The organism is Nostoc sp. (assembly GCF_036919815.1).
Classification (GTDB): Bacteria; Cyanobacteriota; Cyanobacteriia; order Cyanobacteriales; family Nostocaceae; genus Nostoc.
In genome coordinates, this window is sequence record NZ_JBALCE010000114.1 from 1 (window position 1) to 20,909 (window position 20,909).

At 41.5% G+C, this 20,909-nt stretch carries 20 protein-coding genes and 1 pseudogene; 7 read left to right on the top strand and 14 right to left on the bottom strand.

Annotated elements, in window-relative coordinates:
- Nucleotides 1-467 precede the first annotated feature (467 nt).
- Nucleotides 468-815, bottom strand: coding sequence for a hypothetical protein (locus tag V7K15_RS25820; RefSeq protein ID WP_292802484.1), 348 nt, complete (start codon nucleotides 813-815; stop codon nucleotides 468-470).
- 203 nt (nucleotides 816-1,018) lie between these two features.
- Between V7K15_RS25820 and thyD the strand changes: the two genes are divergently transcribed.
- Nucleotides 1,019-1,987, top strand: coding sequence for a thylakoid membrane protein ThyD (thyD, locus tag V7K15_RS25825; protein ID WP_334910180.1), 969 nt, complete (start codon nucleotides 1,019-1,021; stop codon nucleotides 1,985-1,987).
- A 76-nt stretch (nucleotides 1,988-2,063) separates the two neighbouring features.
- Here the strand turns inward: thyD and V7K15_RS25830 are convergent, their stop codons facing one another.
- From V7K15_RS25830 to V7K15_RS25840, 3 genes are all read right to left on the bottom strand, one after another.
- Complete coding sequence (locus tag V7K15_RS25830; RefSeq protein ID WP_334910182.1) at nucleotides 2,064-2,309, bottom strand: hypothetical protein; 246 nt, start codon at nucleotides 2,307-2,309, stop codon at nucleotides 2,064-2,066.
- Nucleotides 2,310-2,429: 120 nt separating this feature from the next.
- Complete coding sequence (locus V7K15_RS25835; RefSeq protein ID WP_334791304.1) at nucleotides 2,430-2,852, bottom strand: tetratricopeptide repeat protein; 423 nt, start codon at nucleotides 2,850-2,852, stop codon at nucleotides 2,430-2,432.
- Between the two features lie 79 nt (nucleotides 2,853-2,931).
- Complete coding sequence (locus V7K15_RS25840; RefSeq protein WP_292802497.1) at nucleotides 2,932-3,288, bottom strand: iron-sulfur cluster assembly accessory protein; 357 nt, start codon at nucleotides 3,286-3,288, stop codon at nucleotides 2,932-2,934.
- A 330-nt stretch (nucleotides 3,289-3,618) separates the two neighbouring features.
- Between V7K15_RS25840 and V7K15_RS25845 the strand changes: the two are divergent.
- From V7K15_RS25845 to V7K15_RS25860, 4 genes and pseudogenes are all read left to right on the top strand, one after another.
- Nucleotides 3,619-5,304 (top strand): annotated as a pseudogene (locus V7K15_RS25845) (DUF6930 domain-containing protein).
- Between the two features lie 1,589 nt (nucleotides 5,305-6,893).
- A complete protein-coding gene (locus V7K15_RS25850) occupies nucleotides 6,894-7,070 on the top strand; it encodes a CopG family transcriptional regulator (protein WP_292802505.1) in 177 nt (58 codons plus the stop codon).
- Between the two features lie 276 nt (nucleotides 7,071-7,346).
- The gene (gene zds / locus V7K15_RS25855; protein WP_334910184.1) at nucleotides 7,347-8,786 is read left to right on the top strand and encodes a 9,9'-di-cis-zeta-carotene desaturase; all 1,440 of its coding nucleotides are present in this window, start codon (nucleotides 7,347-7,349) and stop codon (nucleotides 8,784-8,786) included.
- 70 nt (nucleotides 8,787-8,856) lie between these two features.
- Nucleotides 8,857-9,300 carry an SRPBCC family protein gene (locus tag V7K15_RS25860; RefSeq protein WP_334910186.1) on the top strand — a complete coding sequence of 148 codons (444 nt, stop codon included), beginning with the start codon at nucleotides 8,857-8,859 and terminating at the stop codon, nucleotides 9,298-9,300.
- A gap of 131 nt (nucleotides 9,301-9,431) precedes the next feature.
- Here V7K15_RS25860 and V7K15_RS25865 read toward each other — a convergent pair whose 3' ends face one another.
- The 5 genes from V7K15_RS25865 to V7K15_RS25885 all read right to left on the bottom strand — a co-directional run bounded on the left by V7K15_RS25865 (nucleotide 9,432) and on the right by V7K15_RS25885 (nucleotide 13,304).
- Nucleotides 9,432-10,352: a hypothetical protein gene (locus V7K15_RS25865; protein WP_334910188.1), complete on the bottom strand. Its 921-nt coding sequence runs from the start codon at nucleotides 10,350-10,352 to the stop codon at nucleotides 9,432-9,434.
- 192 nt (nucleotides 10,353-10,544) lie between these two features.
- Nucleotides 10,545-10,763: a type II toxin-antitoxin system HicB family antitoxin gene (locus V7K15_RS25870; RefSeq protein WP_334910190.1), complete on the bottom strand. Its 219-nt coding sequence runs from the start codon at nucleotides 10,761-10,763 to the stop codon at nucleotides 10,545-10,547.
- A gap of 55 nt (nucleotides 10,764-10,818) precedes the next feature.
- Nucleotides 10,819-11,055: a 2Fe-2S iron-sulfur cluster-binding protein gene (locus V7K15_RS25875; protein WP_334910192.1), complete on the bottom strand. Its 237-nt coding sequence runs from the start codon at nucleotides 11,053-11,055 to the stop codon at nucleotides 10,819-10,821.
- A 116-nt stretch (nucleotides 11,056-11,171) separates the two neighbouring features.
- Nucleotides 11,172-12,656, bottom strand: a complete 1,485-nt coding sequence (gene cobQ / locus V7K15_RS25880) for a cobyric acid synthase CobQ (RefSeq protein ID WP_334910194.1) — start codon at nucleotides 12,654-12,656, stop codon at nucleotides 11,172-11,174.
- A gap of 243 nt (nucleotides 12,657-12,899) precedes the next feature.
- Nucleotides 12,900-13,304 carry an Npun_F0494 family protein gene (locus V7K15_RS25885; RefSeq protein WP_334910196.1) on the bottom strand — a complete coding sequence of 135 codons (405 nt, stop codon included), beginning with the start codon at nucleotides 13,302-13,304 and terminating at the stop codon, nucleotides 12,900-12,902.
- A 187-nt stretch (nucleotides 13,305-13,491) separates the two neighbouring features.
- Here V7K15_RS25885 and V7K15_RS25890 point away from each other — a divergent pair, with 187 nt between their 5' ends.
- Nucleotides 13,492-13,914: a peroxiredoxin gene (locus V7K15_RS25890; protein WP_334910198.1), complete on the top strand. Its 423-nt coding sequence runs from the start codon at nucleotides 13,492-13,494 to the stop codon at nucleotides 13,912-13,914.
- Nucleotides 13,915-13,992: 78 nt separating this feature from the next.
- Here V7K15_RS25890 and V7K15_RS25895 read toward each other — a convergent pair whose 3' ends face one another.
- From V7K15_RS25895 to V7K15_RS25910, 4 genes are all read right to left on the bottom strand, one after another.
- Entirely contained in the window at nucleotides 13,993-14,391 is a 399-nt protein-coding gene (locus tag V7K15_RS25895; RefSeq protein WP_334910200.1) for a hypothetical protein, read from the bottom strand.
- Nucleotides 14,392-14,424: 33 nt separating this feature from the next.
- Nucleotides 14,425-15,312 carry an ABC transporter permease gene (locus V7K15_RS25900; protein ID WP_334910202.1) on the bottom strand — a complete coding sequence of 296 codons (888 nt, stop codon included), beginning with the start codon at nucleotides 15,310-15,312 and terminating at the stop codon, nucleotides 14,425-14,427.
- A 98-nt stretch (nucleotides 15,313-15,410) separates the two neighbouring features.
- Nucleotides 15,411-16,430: an ABC transporter ATP-binding protein gene (locus V7K15_RS25905; protein ID WP_334910204.1), complete on the bottom strand. Its 1,020-nt coding sequence runs from the start codon at nucleotides 16,428-16,430 to the stop codon at nucleotides 15,411-15,413.
- Between the two features lie 153 nt (nucleotides 16,431-16,583).
- The gene (locus V7K15_RS25910; RefSeq protein WP_334910206.1) at nucleotides 16,584-18,059 is read right to left on the bottom strand and encodes an aminotransferase class I/II-fold pyridoxal phosphate-dependent enzyme; all 1,476 of its coding nucleotides are present in this window, start codon (nucleotides 18,057-18,059) and stop codon (nucleotides 16,584-16,586) included.
- Nucleotides 18,060-18,206: 147 nt separating this feature from the next.
- On the opposite strand from V7K15_RS25910, the gene V7K15_RS25915 reads away from it, so the two are divergent.
- Entirely contained in the window at nucleotides 18,207-18,449 is a 243-nt protein-coding gene (locus V7K15_RS25915) for a DUF4926 domain-containing protein (RefSeq protein ID WP_334910208.1), read from the top strand.
- Nucleotides 18,450-18,453: 4 nt separating this feature from the next.
- On the opposite strand, the gene V7K15_RS25920 is transcribed toward V7K15_RS25915, so the two are convergent.
- Complete coding sequence (locus tag V7K15_RS25920; protein ID WP_334910210.1) at nucleotides 18,454-20,898, bottom strand: AAA family ATPase; 2,445 nt, start codon at nucleotides 20,896-20,898, stop codon at nucleotides 18,454-18,456.
- Between the last annotated feature and the right edge of the window lie 11 nt (nucleotides 20,899-20,909).

Below are 20,909 nucleotides of genomic sequence, written 5' to 3' on the forward strand. Positions count from 1 at the left end.
TACATGAATTGCCCCTACTTGAAAATAAGGGTTTCGATTATTGTTTGCGTAAGTCCTAAAATTATCCAATCTTGTGGGGTGGGCATCTTGCCCGCCCATAGTTAAAGGCGGGCAAGATGCCCACCCCACAATAAGTAGTTGAGTATTTTTTTATTTGTCAGTCTTTTAGCAGATAGCGCCACAAAGAGCGAGTCATCTCCCATGCGCTAAAGCCTCTCCAAGAGTTGGGGAGACGATGCCGCGCAACGAGCGTCTGGAGGTTTCCCTGATAGAACACCTTTTCAAGACAGAGAAGTGCTTGGCGCTCTTAAATAGCCTTGTGGCAATTTTTCTTGATTTAAACCCCGACTAGAAACTGATGCTAGGTGTAAACGTAGGGTTCTTAAACCCTTTAATTTACGACAACAGTCTGAGAATCCCACCACATGAAACTGTGGGAGTGTGAATTAAATCACTCATTAAAGCTATTATCCTGCAAGACTTTCAATCAAATGCCAATGACGGCTACTTTCAATAGCCTGCTTGATGAATTCAAACATTTGTCGGCAGTAATTATCTAGTTTAAGTGGTAGTTCTTCATTTTTAATCACAATACTCATCCGGGTTTCTGTTTCAGTAGATTTTGATTTATCAATCAGTACTTCTATTGTTACCAACTTAGGAAAAGGAACATTTCCAGGAACCTCACGAGCGATAATATACTCACCCGTATGGTATTGAATATCCAACTGAGAGTCCTGTAGAAGTTCTACAAGTAACGGCTGGAGATGGTCACTAGGAACAGAAACAATAAATGAACAGGTATAGCGAGCCATAATAGCCCCACGCCTTGCAACACTCCGTCCATCCTATAATACCGAAGTATATAAATGTAAAGTCATTAAAAAAGCAAAGTTTTGACTTTTGAGATCAAGCATTACCAAAATATACAGTCACATCTGTTCTATCCACAAGGAAATTGCCGTAAGCTGAAAGTTTGATCAAAAACTTTACAATAAAGCTTTGGCTGAGGTAGGAAATGAAAGTCGCAATTACTGGAGCAACAGGATTTGTCGGTAGTATTTTAGTACAACGACTCCACAGGGAAGGTCATAAAATAGTAGTATTAACTCGGAACACCGCCTTTGCTCAAAAGGTTTTTCCATCTGAGGCTTTCTCTAATCTAGAAATTGTTGCTTATACACCAAATACATCTGGTTCTTGGCAAAGTGTCATTGCTAGTTGTGATGGCGTAGTTAATTTGGCAGGAGAACCAATTGGTGAAGGACGCTGGACACCAGAACGCAAACAAGAAATCCTCAATAGCCGGAAGCTAGGTACACAAAAAATAGTTGAAGCAATAGCCAACGCTAACCCCAAAACGGCAGTCGCTACAACTCTTGGAACCCCCGCAACGCGCTGCCTCCCAACTGTGTTAATTAACGCTTCGGCTATTGGCTACTACGGCACCAGTGAAACGGCTAGCTTTGATGAAGCAAGTCTATCTGGTAATGATTTTCTCGCTCAAGTCTGCCAAGCCTGGGAAGCAGAAGCGAAAAAGGTAAAAGATGCTGGTGTCCGGCTGGTAATTCTGCGTTTTGGGATTGTTCTAGGTAATGGTGGTGCTTTAGGTAAAATGATTCCGGCTTTCAAACTCTTCGCTGGTGGCCCTATTGGCAGTGGCCGGCAGTGGTTCTCATGGATTCACGTAGACGATTTAGTTAACTTGATTCTGCAAGCTTTAACTAAACCGGAAATAGAAGGTGTATATAATGCCACTGCCCCTAACCCAGTCCGAATGGCAGATTTAAGCCAAACTTTGGGAGGAGTGATGAATCGCCCTTCTTGGTTGCCCGTCCCTGGTTTTGCGATCGAAGCTCTTTTAGGAGACGGGGCTATAGTAGTTTTAGAAGGTCAGCAAGTCATCCCAAAACGCACCGTCGAAACAGGCTTTGAGTACAAATATCCTAATTTAAAATCAGCGTTAACACAAATTCTTACAAGTTAAAAGGGAGTGGGGAGTGGGGAGATGAGGGAGATATAAGCAATGCCCAATGCCCCATGCCCCATGCCCAATTCTTTGACTATTGACTAGAGGGAAATTTTCTGGAAACCCAACTGATAATACCACTCAGAATGGCACCGCCCATGAGGATGCCAATTGCTGGGTTAAACAAGGGTTGCCACAGTTTATGCCATAAATCCAAACCCAGGTTTACTCCCGCAGCATCTCCGATCGCTGCGATCGCTAACCAGCCAAAGCCAAAGAAAACTAAAAAAACATCTGCGACTAAAACCATGTTTAGCCAATTCAACAATTTATCTTTCATCTATCGTTTGATCTAATCGCACAAAATTTTAGGAATAGTAACTTAGGACTATTAACTAAGTGATGGGTAAGTGAGAAGTCAGGATTGCAGGCTTGAATTTAACTTCTAACTCCTCACTCCTCATTCTTCAAACAGCCAATTTTTGACTTTTGTCAAACTTTGCCAATCTGGTTTTCTACTTAAACCGTCTTCAATACTATTTTTTATTTCATCACTCCATTCTTCATTCACATAAATTAACTGTTGTGCTATGTCAATGTGTTCCCGCAAACCTTTTTGACCTGTTTCCAGCATTGCTAAGGCGAGATTGACTCTCGCCTGGGGATCTTGTGGGTTTAACTTGACTGCCTTCTGTGCAGCTTTGTAAGCCAAGTTGGGTTTGTTATCGAGTAGATATAACCACGCTAAACAAACCCAAGCAGCACTAGTTTTCGGAGAGCGATCGCATACTTCTTTAAACACAGGTATTAAAGAATCTACTGCTTCTCCTGCTTTATAGCGTTCTAAACCTGTATCAAATAGGGAGTCAACTGTATTAGTCATTGGTCATTGGTCATTAGTCATTGGTCATTAGTCATTTGTCTTTCGTCCAATGACAAGGGACAAATGACAAAAGACTATATTACACCCCAAATGACTTGCCGCAACCGCAAGTTTGGTTGGCATTGGGGTTGGTGAATTGGAAGCCACCGCCAATCATGGCATCGCTATAATCGAGCATTAAACCGTAGAGATATAATAGACTCTTGCGATCGCTGACAATTTTGAAGCCATCATAGTCAAAAACTTCATCCTGCGGGGTAATCTTGCTACTGTCTTCAAAGTCCATCATGTAAGACATCCCAGAACAGCCACCCTGACGCACTCCTACCCGTAAGCAGAAGTCTGTGCCTTGCCTGTCCCGGAGAGATTTTACTTGGTGCAATGCGGCTTCGCTCAACAGAATTCCGCGTTCTTGAGCCTGAATTGCTTGTGTCATCTGCTTTTTCAACTCCTTAATTAATCTAAGTGTTACTTTATATCGGCTTATTAATGCCTCTAGGTTGTCGTTGAGTGTTTTTATATTCATTCTAGCGGCTTAGATATCGCTAGATGCCATAATTCTAAACACTCCCTCAAAAGCAGCCAAAGATTTTTATTCTAGAATTGAGAGACTTAGTGTGTTTATACATTCGGTATTTTTTGAAGTTTAAGCCTTGCGGCAGCCTGAGAAGCAACTACCCTTCAGGTGCAGCCATCAAAACTTAATCCGAGGCTAGCTATCTCCCAAAGTTTACTTCCAAATTGCTTCTTTTGATTAACTTACTCTATGACAAGTTTTAATCGCTCTACCAGTCGTCGGTTGAAGAAATTAACTCAAATTCCTTCTGTATGGGAGGGCGATCGCCGTCCGTTGTCATCACCAAACCAGCACTCAGACTCAGAGGCAAAGGGAGAATGCATTCTTTGGGTAGATTACTCTCAAGGTGTTGTCCGAGGAATGGATGTCGTAGCTTCAGATATCGGGCCAGAAGCAATAGTTCGCACCTTAATGCAAGCAATGGAGCATCCCCAGAGTCCGGCAAGACCCGCTAGGCCGCAAAGAATTGTAGTCAAAGACCGCGAGATCCAATTTTACCTGCGGGGAGTGCTGCAAGATTTGGATATTGCCATTGACTACGCACCAGAACTACCTTTGATTGACGAACTCTTTCGGGGATTTGCCGACCTCCTCGATAGTGAAACCCCCGACTTACCCCCACAATATGCCCAAATCTTGCCAGAGAAAGCATTTGCAATTTGGCAAGCAGCACCTTGGGAATTTTTGGAAGAACAGCAAATTTTGTCAATTGAGATTAATCAGTGGGATGTTGGCACACTCTACGCCTCAGTTATGGGAATGCTGGGAATGGAGTATGGGATTTTGTTTTATCGCTCAGAAGAGTCTTTAAAACAGTTTCGCGCCGCAGTTTTAACAGATGAAGAATCAACGGAGCATTTAGAAGAAGCGTTCCTCAAGCAAGATTGCCTATTTCTCACTTTTGAGAGTGCTGATCAAACCGATGAAGATGAGGATGAAGCAGATGATTTGGCGGATCTGCCATTATCAGAAATTGACCCCACCTTCGGCAATATCCACCCCTTAGAAGGACTACGGTCTGTTTTGTATGAGGAAGAAGCACTGGTAATGTTCGTTGCGATCGAAAGCTTGAGCCGCTTTATTCGCGATCACCGTCGCCAGTTTCATGAAGACATCCTCCCTACCCTCAGCCGTCGCTATCGCATTTCTCTGCCGCAGTCGGAAGAATCAACTAAATCTTTGGCTGTGACAGTCTCTACCATGCCGCAGTTAGCAGCAGAATTAGAGGAAATGGCAGGCTTTGATGTCGATGATCAGGAGATTGAGAACGCTGATTCACCGTCTTTCCAAGCATTGCAAGATGACTTGATACCAGAAGATTCCTTCCTCAGCTTAGGTGTGGTGTCCTGGGAAATGTTGGAATACCTGCCGAAGGGGGCCAGTAACCATCAGGCTGGTGAAATCAAGCAAGTGGGTGACGGTTTGCCGGTGATTTTAATTCAAACTTCCCGGCCCAAGGCTAAGATTGTAATTGAAAGAATTGAAGCAGCAGGCGGACTTAGAGCAATTTGCTTTAATCCAGGTGCCGACCCCTTGGATGGCGATCGCTACGACCTGGGTTTCTTACAAACTCAAAATGGCGAATTGTTCCTATTCGGTGAATTTTTAGATGAAGATCCGATTCATGTAGAAGCCCGAAAAAAATGGAATCAGCGATGTAAAAATACTAAGGGCTACTGTGGCTTAATCATTGCCAAAGGACTAACGGGAGCCTCCCGTGGCAATCCTCAGTTACGAGATATGATGGCTTTGTTTGAAGGGCGTAGGCAAAGTCCGCACTTCGACAAAGCTCAGTGACCACCCTAGGCATTGCTTTCACCTAAAGATTTAGGTATTGGCACTCTCCAACTGATGCCCCAACTTAAATTGGAATAGTTACACGAATTCTGGCGATCGCTTATTTGATTCGCATATTGACTGGATTCATTACTGTTAGCGGATAGCGAGGGTTTAGCCCGTGCTGAGTGAAGTAAAAAGTACTCAGGATTTTTATTTATTGCATTTGTATATGCCCCACCCCTTCTAGGCGGTCTTTCAACTCAGGACTCTTCATCTGCGTACCTTTCAGGGCGTGGTACTTTGTAATGCATATTCATGTATCAATACGCTTGGCTTTGTGAAAAATAGCTTTGTTGGGTAGAGCAATAGCGAAACCCAACAAATGGTTGATAATGTTGGGTTAGCCTGCGGGAGGAAAGCTACGTTTCTCAAACGCAACAGCTTACTAATAGGCGAAGACTGATTAGAAGTTAACTTTACCTCAATTTCATGAAGTACCTGTAATCTTATATTTTTCCAGCTATTTCCTTTGGATATTTATCAGTATAAATAATTACAATTCGCTAAAAATTTATCTGCAAGGTTCGGTTTAATCAAACCTAGCTGATCAATTAGATATTGGAATCTTTTTTTTAACAAGTTTTTGAGTTCAGCATCTTGTTATGTATCGATATCATTAAGCAAAAGCTTAGGTGATATCTTTTTCTCTGTAATTTTTTTATAAAGAATCAAAATGAGCTTATTTAGTGTCTAAATGAAGATTATTTAAAGTCCGTAAATAATGGCTATAATGAACAGACTACCGAAAAAGATTGAAACCTACAATTATTTTTAGGGGTATATTTAACAAATAATAAATAGTTGTAACTCAGAAGTTTATTGCCAGTAATTTATCTCTGAGTTTAAATCTGACCATCAGGTTTGCTGTCCAATTTTTAGCACCATAAATGGCTAAAAATGATTTATATAGCCTCAAAATAGATGAATACGAACAAAGGCGAAAAAACCCTGAGTTAAAAGCAAACTATATCGCTAGAGTGAGGATCAAAAAACATGTAAAATTTCGTCGTATCTTTACGGAAAGTTCATGTAAAAGCATCAAAAAAAATTAAGATATGATCATCGGCAACAGCCAACTAACATCATATCTCTAATGGATGCAGATGAGTGTTTGTTCTAGAGCGATCGCTTATTTACCTACTTTTTAAGTGATTATTCACGAGCTATACACACCACTCTAACCCGCCTGTAAGTCAGCATTTCAGCATGATCATGATTCGGAAGCTTTCTTCTCTGGTATTGTCCCAGATGTTGTCTCCAAGAGGGTTTGGCGAACTTCGTTAAGAGAGAAGGTCAAATGCTTTCAATGGAGAATAATTTTAGAAATCTTGATTGAGTCAACAGTAGGTGTCTAAAATTAATTTATCAAATTTCATTGTCAGCCTTGACTCATGCTGTTAGCGGGGTTGTTAGCTTCATTAGCAAGTATGTACTATTTTGGCTGTCACAATAGCAACAAATAAAGTATAATCTTTTGATTTTTTTAGAAAATGATGAATCCTTAGACCAAACGAACATTTTTAATATTAATAATATTACTTGTTTCCTGAGACAAACTCTGATAATCTTATCGGTCTCCTCTTTAATTAGATTCTTTCAATGATCTAAAATATACAGCAAATAGCATGACAATGACCAATAAAAAATGGGCGGTTAAACGTATAACAGTGAATCTTGCAACACAGGAAGCGGAAAAACTAGAAAAATATTGCGAACTAACAGGTAGACCTGCAACCGACGTGATTCGTGAATTGATAAGAAGTTTGCCTGTCTCCGACGACAGCAAAGATGTAAATAGGTAAGAAGATGCTTTTAGAACTTATCCAGATAACTGCTTTACGACCAAAAAAATAGCTATGAGACTTTTTTCAGTCCGCCGCAATGGACAAGAGTTTGTCTAGCTGATACAGACGCGTTTTTCTCGCGTCTGATCATTTGCCGGGACTAAAAAAGTGATCAAAGAAGTTTTAGTATCGATATTGCCTGGACTGAATATGCAGGTGGAGTTGATATTTAAGTAGCAAATTCCGACACCAACCCAGTTACAATCTGTAAAGAAGCTGAAAAGGAACGACGGAATGCGCGTTGCAATCGTAGGTGCGGGACTAGCTGGGCTAGCAACGGCAGTATATCTAGCTGATGCTGGTTGTGAAGTAGAGATTTTTGAGTCTCGTCCATTTGTGGGTGGTAAAGTTAGTAGTTGGGTTGATGGCGATGGCAACCATCTAGAAATGGGGTTGCATGTATTTTTCGGGTGCTACTACGAACTATTTGACTTGATGAAGAAAGTGGGGGTGTTAGGAAACTTACGCCTCAAGGAACATACCCACACTTTTATTAACAAAGGAGGGCGCACTGGTGCTTTAGATTTTCGCTTCCTTACAGGTGCGCCTTTCAATGGCTTAAAGGCATTTTTCACTACTTCCCAACTATCGTTGCAGGATAAATTGCAAAATGCGATCGCTTTGGGTACTAGTCCCATAGTTCGCGGATTGGTAGACTTTAAGGGGGCGATGAAAACCATCCGCAAATTAGATAAAATTAGCTTTGCCGACTGGTTCCGCAGTCACGGTGGGAGTAATGGCAGCATCAAGCGCCTGTGGAACCCCATCGCCTACGCATTAGGATTTATTGATTGCGAAAATATGTCTGCCCGTTGTATGTTAACAATATTCCAGTTATTTGCAGTCAGAACTGAAGCTTCAGTTTTGCGAATGCTGGAAGGTTCTCCCTCTGAGTATTTACACAAGCCCATTCTGGAATATCTGGAAGTTAGAGGCACAAAAGTTTACACGCGTCGGCAAGTGCGAGAAATTCAGTTTACTGAGTCAGAGGAACAAACCCACGTCACTGGTATAGTAGTTGCCCAAGGTGATAGCGTAGAAACTATTACTGCTGATGCTTACGTCTTTGCCTGTGATGTTCCAGGAATTCAACGCATCCTCCCCCATGAGTGGCGTAAGTGGTCAGAATTTGACAATATTTACAAACTGGATACAGTGCCAGTGGCTACAGTGCAGTTACGCTTCGATGGTTGGGTAACGGAACTGAATGATGAAGATCAACGTAAACAGCTAAATCATGCGGCTGGAATCGATAATTTACTTTACACAGCCGATGCTGACTTTTCTTGTTTTGCCGATTTGGCGTTGACTAGCCCTGCTGATTATTATCGCCCAGGACAGGGATCTTTGTTACAGCTAGTGCTGACACCGGGAGATCCGTTTATTGCCCAAACTAATGAAGCGATCGCCCAGCATGTCCTCAAGCAAGTCCATGAACTGTTTCCCTCGTCGCGGGAGCTAAATATGACTTGGTACAGTGTGGTAAAACTTGCTCAGTCTCTCTACCGAGAAGCGCCAGGAATGGATGCCTACCGTCCCAACCAAAAAACACCAGTAGATAATTTCTTCCTTGCAGGGAGTTATACTCAGCAAGATTACATCGACAGCATGGAAGGTGCTACTATTTCTGGACGGCTTGCGGCTAAAGTGATTTTGGAGAGTTTGAAGAATTGAGGTAGATACGCAGTGGCTTGCCGCAGGCTACCGCCAAGGGCGCAAAGAAAGCGATGAGAAGGAAGAGAGAATGTCAGATTGGTTAGAGCATACTGTGCAGGTAGAAGTAGACGCTCCCATAGATTTAGTATGGAGCCTCTGGTCGGATTTGGAGCAAATGCCCCGGTGGATGAAGTGGATTGATTCGGTGAAAGTTCCGCCAGATAATCCAGATATATCTATTTGGAAACTGAAGACGGGCAGTTTAGAATTTACTTGGAAATCCCGAATTCTCAAAGTTATTCCCAACCAAATTATCCAATGGGAATCGATTGATGGTTTGCCGAATCAGGGAGCGATTCGCTTTTACGATCGCAACGGTAGTAGCATTGTTAAAATGACCATTTCCTACGCTATTCCCGGCATTATTGGCAAAATTATGGATAACTTATTTTTGGGACGGGTAGTTAAATCAACGATTCAAGCTGATTTGGAAAGGTTTAAAGAATATGCGCTGAGTGTTAAAGCTAATTGATATAGATATCAAAAATAGGCAGTAGGAAACAATGTGTATAAGTTTCTTGCTGTCTGATGGGAAAATATGGATTTTTTTAAGGGTTGGAGAAGGTGCGATCGGGCACTATTATTTTGCTAGCAAGACTAAATTTATTTTCTTATTTTTATAAGATGTTCTCCATCTGCTTTCAGAGTTATTTCATGACATCTAACTTTAGGAACTGTCATTAACCTTTGGATAAATCCTAGAGTATCTAATCCTGTTGCTCGTCTAAGTAAAAATAACAATCCTCCTATTCCTGTACGAACATAATTTAAACTATTTGCAACTTCATAAATTTGATGCCCATAATAAGGCTCTACAGCATGTGTGAGCATATTTCTCTCTTGTTTTAAAAGTACGAAATGATTCCACTCCTTTGTTTGATTGATAGCTGATATGTTCTTCCTAGTCATAGTATAAGTTTTTAACCATAAATCAATTTTGTTCTCAATTTTAAATTCTTTTTCTAAATCTTGGAATTCTGGAGAACTGCATCCCTGATGTCTAAGTAATAATATATGACGATTTATAAATGCATCAATTAGTGAAATACAAGCTAATATATAAGCCCTATAGTATCTGCAAGTTAAACAAAAATCATTAGAATTGCTATTAGTACATACTTGTTGCCTATAAAAAATAATATCTTCTGTCAGTTCATCTTCACAAGGAGCTACACGACAAGGTCCTCTAAATTCTTTTGAATTACCTGCGTATAAAGTATTAATACTTAATTCATGATTTGGAGTTGCAAGACTAAAGTATTTTCCAAATGTCTCATCTCTAAGGTCTTTATCTTTTTGTAAACTCTCAATAGCAATACCAGTTAATCTTGCTTGCTTTACTAGTTGGTAAAATTTAAACTTACTAGAATAACCGTTATGATTAATAGTGATGTCCATATCACCCCAATTATTATTTGGTAGTTTGTGACAATGAAGTTCTTTTAAGGCATCTGTCACTAATTCTTCAGCTTCTTTTTTAGATAAGTGGTATTCATCCATTGTTAAAAAATGTGGTACGGTCATAAAATAATCTTATAGTACTTAATGTAGTATAAGATAATTTTGTCTAAGTTGATTATTTATGAAGTAACTTTGCTACAAAGTTTTTTTAAGTACTTAAAATTATTAGGAACTTGAAGTTAAGCCCCGAATTGTACCAAAATAAGCTGCGATCGCGCAAATTGTGCAGTATTAGTTACCACCTAGTAAATTGCGTTAACACACCCTACTTACTGTTGGTTCTGGAAGTGGATCACCGACAGCTTCGTAAGCAATAATTAGAGACTCTAAGGCTTCAATTGCATTTGCTACAGCCAACTCGTAAGTATCCCCATGAGTCCGCCAGCATTGTCCTGGAAAATCAGGGAATCCTACTAAGAAGCAATCATCTTCCTCAGACCATTGAATTACCATTTGGTATTTAAGCTTACTCATCTTGTTCTTTTCCTCTACTTCTTTATCTGACCTTCTGAACTTAGAGGGTTAAAAATTACCAAGTAGGATCGCTAAACAAATTAATCGTCAATTCCTCGCGTGGCGGTACTGGGGTGATACAAGCGCGGATGATTTCTCCATCCTCTAATTCGACGGTGCAAGCGTGACAAGACCCCATGAGACAACCGGTGGGAATAAATACCCCAGCCCGGTCTGCTACATCTAAGAGGGCTTCTCCCACTTCGGCATTTACTGTGACATCATCTGGTAAAAAGCGGACACGAACAATCATCAGAAAATAATTCGTAATTCGTAATACTTCTCTACGAGAGGCTGCGCCAACGGCTGCGCTCAGTACAAGTTCGTAATTCGTAATTAAGACAGACTCAAAGTGGTTTTGAGCCTAGCTTAAGATAAAAACAGACTTAAGTCTAAATGGCTTTCAACTTCAGTGGCTAGAGAGTCCAAAATCTGCTCTCGCTGTTCCCGGTAGTTAGCAACACCAGTAGGCAAAGATTTTAAACCGCGCTGTTGACGGAGGCGATTTAACCAAGCCCGTCGCCAAGGGCCATTGTCAAAAAGTCCGTGCAGGTAACTACCCCAGACTGATTGACAACTATCCACTAAGCCTAAATTAATATCGTCAAATAGGGCATGGTAGGATTGGGGATCTATGCCTTGCTGTTCGATGCGCGATCGCCCTTGGTGGATTTCAAAGCCATTGACTGGCAAGCCCTGTTGCGGATAATTTGAGCTAACTTGACGCTGACGGGCGATTTTTTGTCCTGTAATTACAGTTCTGATTGGTAAAAGATTTAACGCCTGAAATCTGCCAGCTTGTCCCTCTATCCCTTCTGGATCAGCGATCATTTGACCGAGCATTTGATACCCACCACAGATACCTAAAACTGTTCCCCCAGAAGCAGCATAGTTTTGGATAGCTTCTGCCATACCACTTTTTTGCAGCAGTAGCAAATCAGCAATTGTGGTCTTTGTACCTGGGATAATCACGGCATCAGGATGTCCTAAATCTTGTTTAGGACTGAGGTATTTTACTGAAACTGTGCTTTCTGATTCGAGTGGGTCAAAGTCAGTGAAGTTGGCAATTCTGGGTAAGCGGATGACGGCAATATTGAGGTCAGCTTGGGCTTTATTCGACGACGATTGACGTTCTAGCAGATCAAGGGAGTCTTCGGCTGGAAAGACATCTTGTAAGTAAGGTATAACACCGATAACGGGGATACCTGTACGTTCTTCTAACCATTTTATTCCCGAATCTAGGAGCGATCGCTGTCCTCGAAACTTATTAATCACTACACCCTTAATTAAGGCGCGTTCATCTGGTTCTAATAACTCTAAGGTTCCAACCACATGGGCAAAAGCACCACCTCGGTCAATATCGACTACTAACATCGTTGGCGCATTCAAATATTTTGCCACCCGCATATTAGTTAAGTCGCGGTGCTTAAGGTTAATTTCGGCTGGACTACCGGCACCTTCACAAACCACCATGTCAAATTCTGTTCCTAAATGCTGTAGCGATTCTTCAATTGTCCGCCACCCTAGTTCAAAATATTGCTCGTAGTAATCTGAGGCATTGACTTTGCCTACAGACCGGCCTTTGATAATTACTTGGGAGGTCATATCCCCTTGGGGTTTGAGTAAAATTGGATTCATTTCTACCCAAGGCACGACTCCCGCCGCCCAAGCTTGTACTGCTTGGGCATAGCCAATTTCTCCACCACTGGCAGTGACATAAGCATTTAAAGACATATTTTGACCTTTAAAGGGAGCCACTCGCCAGCCACGCCGCGACAGAATGCGACAAATAGCTGTAGTTAAAAGTGATTTCCCTGCATGGGATGTTGTCCCCACTACCATAATTGATTTCATAGTCGCTATTAGTTAGTTTTTCCAGATACAGGGTGAATTTTTAGGAGCAAACAACAGGGGAGATGAGGGAGATGGGGCAGATAAGGGAGATGAACTATGCCCAATGCCCAATGCCCAATGCCCAATGCCCAGCATCACAAATTTCAGTCAAATAGTTATGGTAAAGACTTCATGAATAGATGTGATGTTTCCGTATATATTGTTCCCTTTGATTCCCTAATCCTAACTCTTTGCTTTTTTATTCTAAAACGGTATCCGCAACCAACGAATCACAGCATCGTTTATCCGATCGCGCCATGAAGGAGTCCGCCAATTTTTTCCCTGGTATTGTTCCACTAACTGGCGTCCCAAGGGAGTGAGGCGATAACTATCTGTAATCCCCTGACCATCGACTTCTCGGCGCAATACACCCACTTGGATTAGCCAGCCCAAGATGTTGTCACACGCTAATTCTGATAAAGGGCGTTTAGTATACCCCTGCTTGAGTCCATTTTCCAGGGCGATCGCACCCAATGACACGCTCTGGTGTCCCATGACTTCAAATAAAGATAGATTAAAGGGTGAACACACTAGCGATCGCTCCGCTCTTTCTACTGTGGTTCGAGGATAGACAAAAATATTTGGGTTTTGGGAATCAACAGCAGCCATTGTGTATGAGTAGAATTTTTTTCTGATAAATATTTATTTAAGGATATATTTTTTCTTGTCCCAGCTACCTGATTTAACCAAAATTAGTTACCTCAAGTATAGTTATCCTATTTTTATAAATTAATAAATTAATGTAATAATGTAAAATTTCAAGTGCATCAACAATCTGAAACAGGAAAGGTTAATTATGTCTCTAGCAGTTGGTACGAATGCACCTGCATTTACCGCCAAAGATACAAACGGCAACACAGTCTCGTTATCTGATTTTGCCGGAAAGACGGTCGTTTTATATTTTTACCCCAAAGATGACACGCCAGGTTGCACCAAACAAGCCTGTAGTTTTCGGGATGCCCAGTCTCAATATCAAGGTAAAAATGTTGTAATCTTGGGAGTCAGTGCAGATGATGAAGTCTCCCATCAGGCATTCACCCAAAAATATAATTTGAATTTTCCCCTACTGGCTGACAGCGACAAATCCCTGATCAAAGCTTTTGATGTGGACAAGCGCATCACCTACGTAATTGATCCTACCGGGAAAATTATCCATGTTGACGCTAATGTAAATACCAGCACCCATGCTAACGATGTTTTAGCTGCAATTGGGCTGTAGTTTTTTAGCTGATAACTAAAGATTTTTTAAATAGTCTCAACCCCAAACCCTAACGGGTTTGGGGTTCTTTGTTTGAATTCAGTTACCTGATGGTGGTGTAACTGATCGTGGCGTAAGTGATGGCAGTGTAACCGATGGCAAACCGGGAGTTGCTTGGTGTTGTTGACCTGGAATTAATTTTTGTTGCCTTGCTTTAAAGGCTGCTGCTGCTGAGTCTAATTCTTGGTTCTGTTGGTCAGAATTCCAGTTGAGAGTTCCGAAATTCGCCCGATGAACCAAGTCAAGCATATTGAAATTGTCTGAGTTTGAACGGGAGAACGGATCGGTATTTTGGTCTGTTGTACTAGTACTGGGAAAAGCATCCGCCGGGCTGCTGACTTGAGCCGAACTTGGTTGAGCCATGAGCAAGGAAGCAAAGCTAATTCCTGCCAGGGTAGCCACAAAGAGTCTAGGAATTTGTAAAAATGGTTTTTTCATGGGGTTTTGACCCTAAAATTGCTCTATTTTATCTTAAGCAAGAGTTCGACGCAGTTGGGGTTGAATACTCAGTAAGGCGACAAGGGCAAAGCCAAACAACACCAGCAACGCTCCCCCAAAGGTAACATTACCCCAAGGAGCCTGCATTACTACACTACCTAATCCCCAATTGTTGTGGAGATAAAGATAGCGAATTGGTTCGATCGCATAGCTGAGAGGATTCAGGGTAGCCACAACCTGCAACCACTGAGGCATGAAGGATAAAGGTGCCAAAGCAGTACTAGCAAACAATAATGGTAGGTTAGTGACAAAAATCACTGCAATCAATTCAATGTGTCCGGGTAGGGCAAAAGCTAAACCGAGGGAGATCGCTGTTACACCCAAAGCTAAGAGAAAGACAATTAAAGCGATCGCACTTAAACCAGCTGCATCTGGTAGTCCAGCACCCAAGAACGCCCCCGCCGCTACAATTACTGCTGCTTGCAACAAACTTTGGCTGATGATGAAGATTGCCGAAGCAAAGACAATAGAAAACCGCGATGCTAAGGGTGCTACGAGTAAACGATTCAAAAAGCCGAACTCGCGGTCAAACATGACGGGCAAACCCGCATTCAGCGCCCCAGCAAAGGCTGTAAACACAATTATGCCGGCAGCCAAAAATTGTCCATAATTTGTTGTATTGCCAAATATACCCTTGGGAGCATTTTGGAACAAAGCACCAAATAGCACTAACCACATTACTGGCTGAATAATTCCGGCAACGAAAGATGAGGGACGGCGTTGCAACTGAATAAACAAGCGACGAGTTAAAGCCAACGTCTCTTGTAGCAATTCACCGAAAAAGTTAGGTGCAGCATTAGCATCTGCTTGCGGCGATGCTAACGGCTGCCAATTGATATCAGATTTAGGAGTAACGCTCATAAGAATTTTGGATTTTGGACTTCGGCTACGCTCAGTCGAACGATTTTGGATTTTGGATTGAGAATTGGGAATTGGTAATTATCTCCATGCCCCATTCCCTATCTCATATTCTGCTTTTTCTCAGCTTTGGGATCGCGAGTAGCAACGGCTGCGAGTTCTGCATCTATCAAGGTGCGTCCTGTAGCGGCGAGATAAACGTCATCGAGGCTGGGGCGAGATTGGGCGATGCCAAATATGGGCAAGCCAGCAGCATTTAACGCTTGCTGTATGTTAATCAGAGCATCATTCTGAGGTGTCACCACCAAGTTGAGGGAATTTCCTTGAGCGCTGTTAATGATTACTTCTTGGACAAAGGGCAAAGGTTGCAAGAGGTTTTTGGCAATTTCTGCTTCCTCAATTGGGGAAAACTCGCGGATTCGCAAGGTGATGCGATCGCCCCCTACTTGATCTTTTAATTGTGATGGTGTACCCTGAGCAATCACAACACCGCGATCTATAATTGCCACGCGATCGGCTAGAGCGTCAATTTCTTCTAAGTAATGGCTGGTAATTACTACCGTCGTCCCAGAAGCGCGTAATTTTCGTAAGAAATCCCATACCACAAAACGGGTTTCTATGTCAAGTCCTACACTTGGCTCATCCAACACCAAAACATCCGGTGAATGGAGCAACCCAGCAGCTAAGTCTAGGCGCTTGCGTAAACCGCCAGAGTAAGTTCCTGTTTTTTTATTAGCGTATTCTTGCAAACCGAGTAAATCTAATACCGTCTCAATACGCTGTTTGGCGATCGCGCCTGGGAGGTGATAAAGTGCTGCTTGTAATTGCAGCAGTTCTCTTCCAGTCAGCACCTTATCGATAGCGACTTCCTGAGCTACATAGCCTAGTCGTTGTCTGGCAACTCTCGGATTATCTAACACAGAAATGCCAGATATTTCGATTTTACCAGCATCCGGTGTGGTAAGTGTACATAAGGCACGCAAGGTAGTAGTTTTACCAGCACCGTTGGGTCCCAATAAACCAAAGATTTCTCCTGATTCTACCTGAAAGGAAACATCCTGGACGGCGACTACTGTGCCGTAGCGTTTTTGCAGATTTTGAATGAAAACGGCGGGAGCCATGACAGCTAATCCCTTACTATACAAATCTCAATAAAGTCTATCTTTATTGTAGAAGGTAGAAAGCAAGGAAAGAGTGCATCAGATCAATTTTGGATTTTAGATTTTAGATTTTAGATTACACACTCAATGCGCCACGTCGCTTGGAGGAAAAAATCAAATTTTCAGCACTTTCAAAGTTTTGAAGCTTGGATCATTGCAACCACTGATAAATCCTCCCATCGCTTGAATGTGTTGCAGATAGTCAAGGATGGGTTTGGTGATCACTTCTCCCGGCATTAACACGGGAATTCCTGGGGGATAGGGACAGACGATTTCGGCACAGATGCGATCGCTTGTTTGTGCTAGAGGCAATGTTTCACTAACAGCAAAAAAGGCTTCACGGGGAGAAAAATGTAAAGGATGACTCAGTTTTCTTACAATATTTTGCCAGATATTGTTGTTGAGAGTCAAGTTGGTTCGGCGATATTCTTTGGCGAGGGTGGTAAAACCTTGCACTAATTGCTCAATATCGGCTGGGGTGTTGCCTAAACTAATGATCAAGGTGAGATGTTGCAGTGAGGCGAATTCAGCAGTGACAGCAAATTTTTCATCGAGAATTTCCTCTGCCTCAAATCCGGTTAAACCTAAACCAGAAACAGTTATAGTTAGTCGTGTTTTATCTAAAGCCACAAAGCCGAGAGATTCCCCCAACGAAGGCATTTCCAAAACTGATAATCCCGGAATTTGGCTGATTCGCGTTCTCGCTTCGTCAGCAAGTTGCAAAGTGCGAGACATCAGCATTTTTCCGTGGAGTGCCATTTGCTGACGCGCTGCATCTAAAGAAGCTAAAAGTAAATAACTAGGACTGGTAGATTGTACAAGTTGCAAAGCTTTACTGATGCGATCGCCATCTATCCGATTACCTTGGACGTGCAGCATCGATGCTTGTGTCATTGCACCGAGTACTTTGTGAATGGATTGTACAGTTAAATCGGCACCTGCGGCTAAGGCTGGAGTGGGTAATAATTGTGGATGAAAAGCAAAGTGTGCGCCGTGTGCTTCATCTACGAGTAGAGGGATATTATATTGATGTGTAATGCTGGCGATCGCACTCAAATCTCCACAAACGCCGTAATATGTGGGGTAAACTGTCAACACTGCTTTGGCGTCAGGATGCTGTTGGAGTGCAGATTCTACAGCATTGGGCGTGATGCTGTGGGCAATATCTAAAACTGGATCATATTCAGGATTGAGAAAAATGGGTATTGCACCGGAGAGAATTAAACCAGCGATCTCAGAAGAATGCACATTGCGAGGCAGAATGATTTTATCGCCTGTGCCACAGGTAGCGAGAATTGCCGCTTCAATCCCACAGGTAGAACCATTGACAAGGAACCATGTTTGCGAAGCACCAAATGCCTCAGCCGCCAGTTGTTGTGCTTCTTCAATAACGCCTTGGGGTGCAAAGAGATTATCTAAATCTGCTAATTCGGTTAAATCAGCGCGAAAAACTGCTTTGCCAAGTAAATCAGCCAAGGGTTGAGAAATTCCCTTACCTTGTTTATGTCCTGGGGTGTAAAAAGGGGCATGGGGTCTTGCTGCATTGGCTTTTAAGGCATCTAATAGAGGTGTTTTATTTTGATTGAGCATTTTTAGAGAAACAAACCGTTAATATGGTCAACAGTTTAAGGTAGATTGAATAATACTTGATATAGACGGAATCAGGCTGCGGACAATTCGGGAAACTACCGCTAATAATCTTTATCCACGGTTTGATTACTGCATTTTTGAAGTTAAATGAAAAAACTTAAACTTTTGGATACTATTGCTTCACTCAAGCCTATTTCCATTGAGAGATTACAACTAGTGGAAAAAGATTATAGTTCTATCGCAAGCTTACCCAGTGTGCAAGTTGGAACAATTGTAGAAGTGTATGAGCAAGATGAAGAATATTATTATTTAGTAGAGTTTGCTGATACTCAAGGCTGTGAATATGCAATGGCGACTTTGAGAGCAGATGAAATCTTAGTTTTACATTAAATAATTAGCTTCTTACTGCACGGTCTCTCACCCATTCTTTTAACAGAGGGATTTCAAAATCATATCCTCCATTGATTTTGTGTAAAATATGATAACGCAACAAGCGGGTTAATACCTTTTCAGCAATTTCAGCAGTTCTAGGTAATAAAATATCTGTTCTGGCAACTTGTAATAGTAATTCTTGACCAATTACCATTTCTTCTGGTGTAGTTCCTGTAAATTCTGTCCAAATATTTGTAAAATAAGGTTGACCGGAAATAAATGCGTCATTAATAGAAGCTTGCAAGAGTTCAAAAGTAATAAAATCAGTATGGTTAAAGTTAGCTTGATTAACCATTGATGCGCCTAATAATTGTAGGCAGTAAGGGTGACAATTGGTAAGTTTTAATACTTCCTTTACAATGCCTGGAGCGTAACGCAGTGTAAAAGCTGGATCTGGATTAAGCAGTAATTCCTCGGCTTCGTTAGGTTCAAGATAAAGCATTTCTATCGGGACAACGCTGATAAAATAGCTACTCCAATTCGGGCCTAATTCCTCTAAAGTTTGCACCCCAGAAAAGAGAAAACCGAGTTTTTCATAATGTTGAATTAAGTGGCGCAGTTCGTCAAATAAACGTAAAGTTATCTGTCCCTTTTGGATGGCGGTACCGGTTTTTTCAAATTCATCAAGGTTGAGAAGAATACGCCGTTCTCCGATTTGGGCAAGTGCTTCATCTAACCAATCTTCTAAGGTAGGATAGGGACTATCTTTAAAATCGGTGCGTTTAGGAATGTTTGGTAATTGAACGTTTTGACTTTTGCAGTCTTTATGAATTGCACGGACTAAGCCAAAGCAAAAATCAGATTCGCTGGTGGTAATGGCGGAACTTTGCATATCCACAAATACGGGGAGGATATCACTGGGAAGCAGGCGGGGAAAGTTATACAAAAACGAAGTTTTACCACAGCGACGGGGGCCATGCAGCACAAGGGTAGGTCGGTCGCGGTCTAAAACTCGACGGACAACTTCATTGGCAAATCTCTGACGACCTTTAAACAAGTTTTTTTGGTCAAGTCGCACCGGATTTCCATATTGGAACGGGTTGATTAGTCCGCCTTGAGAGAGTTTGCTTTGTTCATTTTGTTCCAGTTCCAGTTCAATAACGCTTTGCCAATGTTCCAGTACAGGTGTCCAGCGTTTGATGGCTTCGTGTTTAAGTCCGAGAGAGGGTAATTGCGATTTTAATCCCTTAAGTTTTTTATTAATTTCTTTTAATCCTCGTTCTTGTAGGGGTATATTTTTATTTTCAAGTGCAGATTGAATACCTCGAATAATAGTTTGCAAATGAGGAAGAAGGATAGAAAGTTCAGGTTTAACCTTTGGTAAAGGTGTTTCTGGAGTGGGGGTATCACTGTCAGAATCGAGGTGATAGAAGGGGGAAATCAGGAAGGGTAATATGGGATGGTCTGAGTTGGCAGTAAAGATTAGTTCTGGAATACTTTGAATTTGCTTGAGTTGGTCGGCAACAATTTGTGGTAAGGCATTTTGCAGGGTTATTTGAAATCCTGGCAAGGAAAAAGTTTGGGTATATTGAAAGATTGTTAAGGCTTGTTGAGGTCTTTCACGAAATTCAGAAACAAGAAGTTGAGCATGATTAGGTAAAGGTATCCACAGGAGTTCGCTAGTGTAAGGAGGTAATTGAAAAAGTATTTTTGCTGTTTGGGGACGTAACCACCTAATTGTTGAATCTGAAAATCTGAAAAGTTTTAGTAAATAATGAATAAATAATGTGTAATAACTACCTAAAGAGATAAAGCTATAATCAGGAAATATTCTGTAATAGCTGACTAAGGTTACAGGGGTAATTAATGCTGAATGCCATTTTAAATTTTGGACAGAAAGAGCTATTAAAATCACTGGAGTGATGATAAAAACTGTATTGCCTTTTACTGGTGCAAGAGCAAAAGCGATTAAACTTGCAACAATCGAAAACCAAGTAAGCGGTAAAGTAGCAACTCCCGTCACGACTCCCGTCGCTCCGACCTGCATTTGAAATAAAAGAGGTAAAACTTTCACTTTCCTAGCTTCTATTAAGCCCTTTAACCACCTATCAGGCTGATTTAATACAACTATCAACCACAACAAAGGGATAACTAGTCCTAAAGGTAAAAATAAAACTCCTGTCATATAAGCAATTAACATTACACAAGGTAACTGTAACCAATCCAACAATTGATTACGCTCAATTAGCTTTAAAATCAGAGGGATATTAGAAATAAATAATAGTAATAGATACTGACTAATAAATCGGAAGTTTCGGAAAAGTAAAATATCAAAAAAACTTGTGTCTGGTCTGCGTCCATCTTTTTCTTCTTGAGGCGACCATTCATTCATTCGTTGCTGAAGCCTTGAAGGACAAAACATTGCCCACCAAAATAGTTCCCAAGTTTCTCGCAAAAACAGCAACATTTTTTATATTT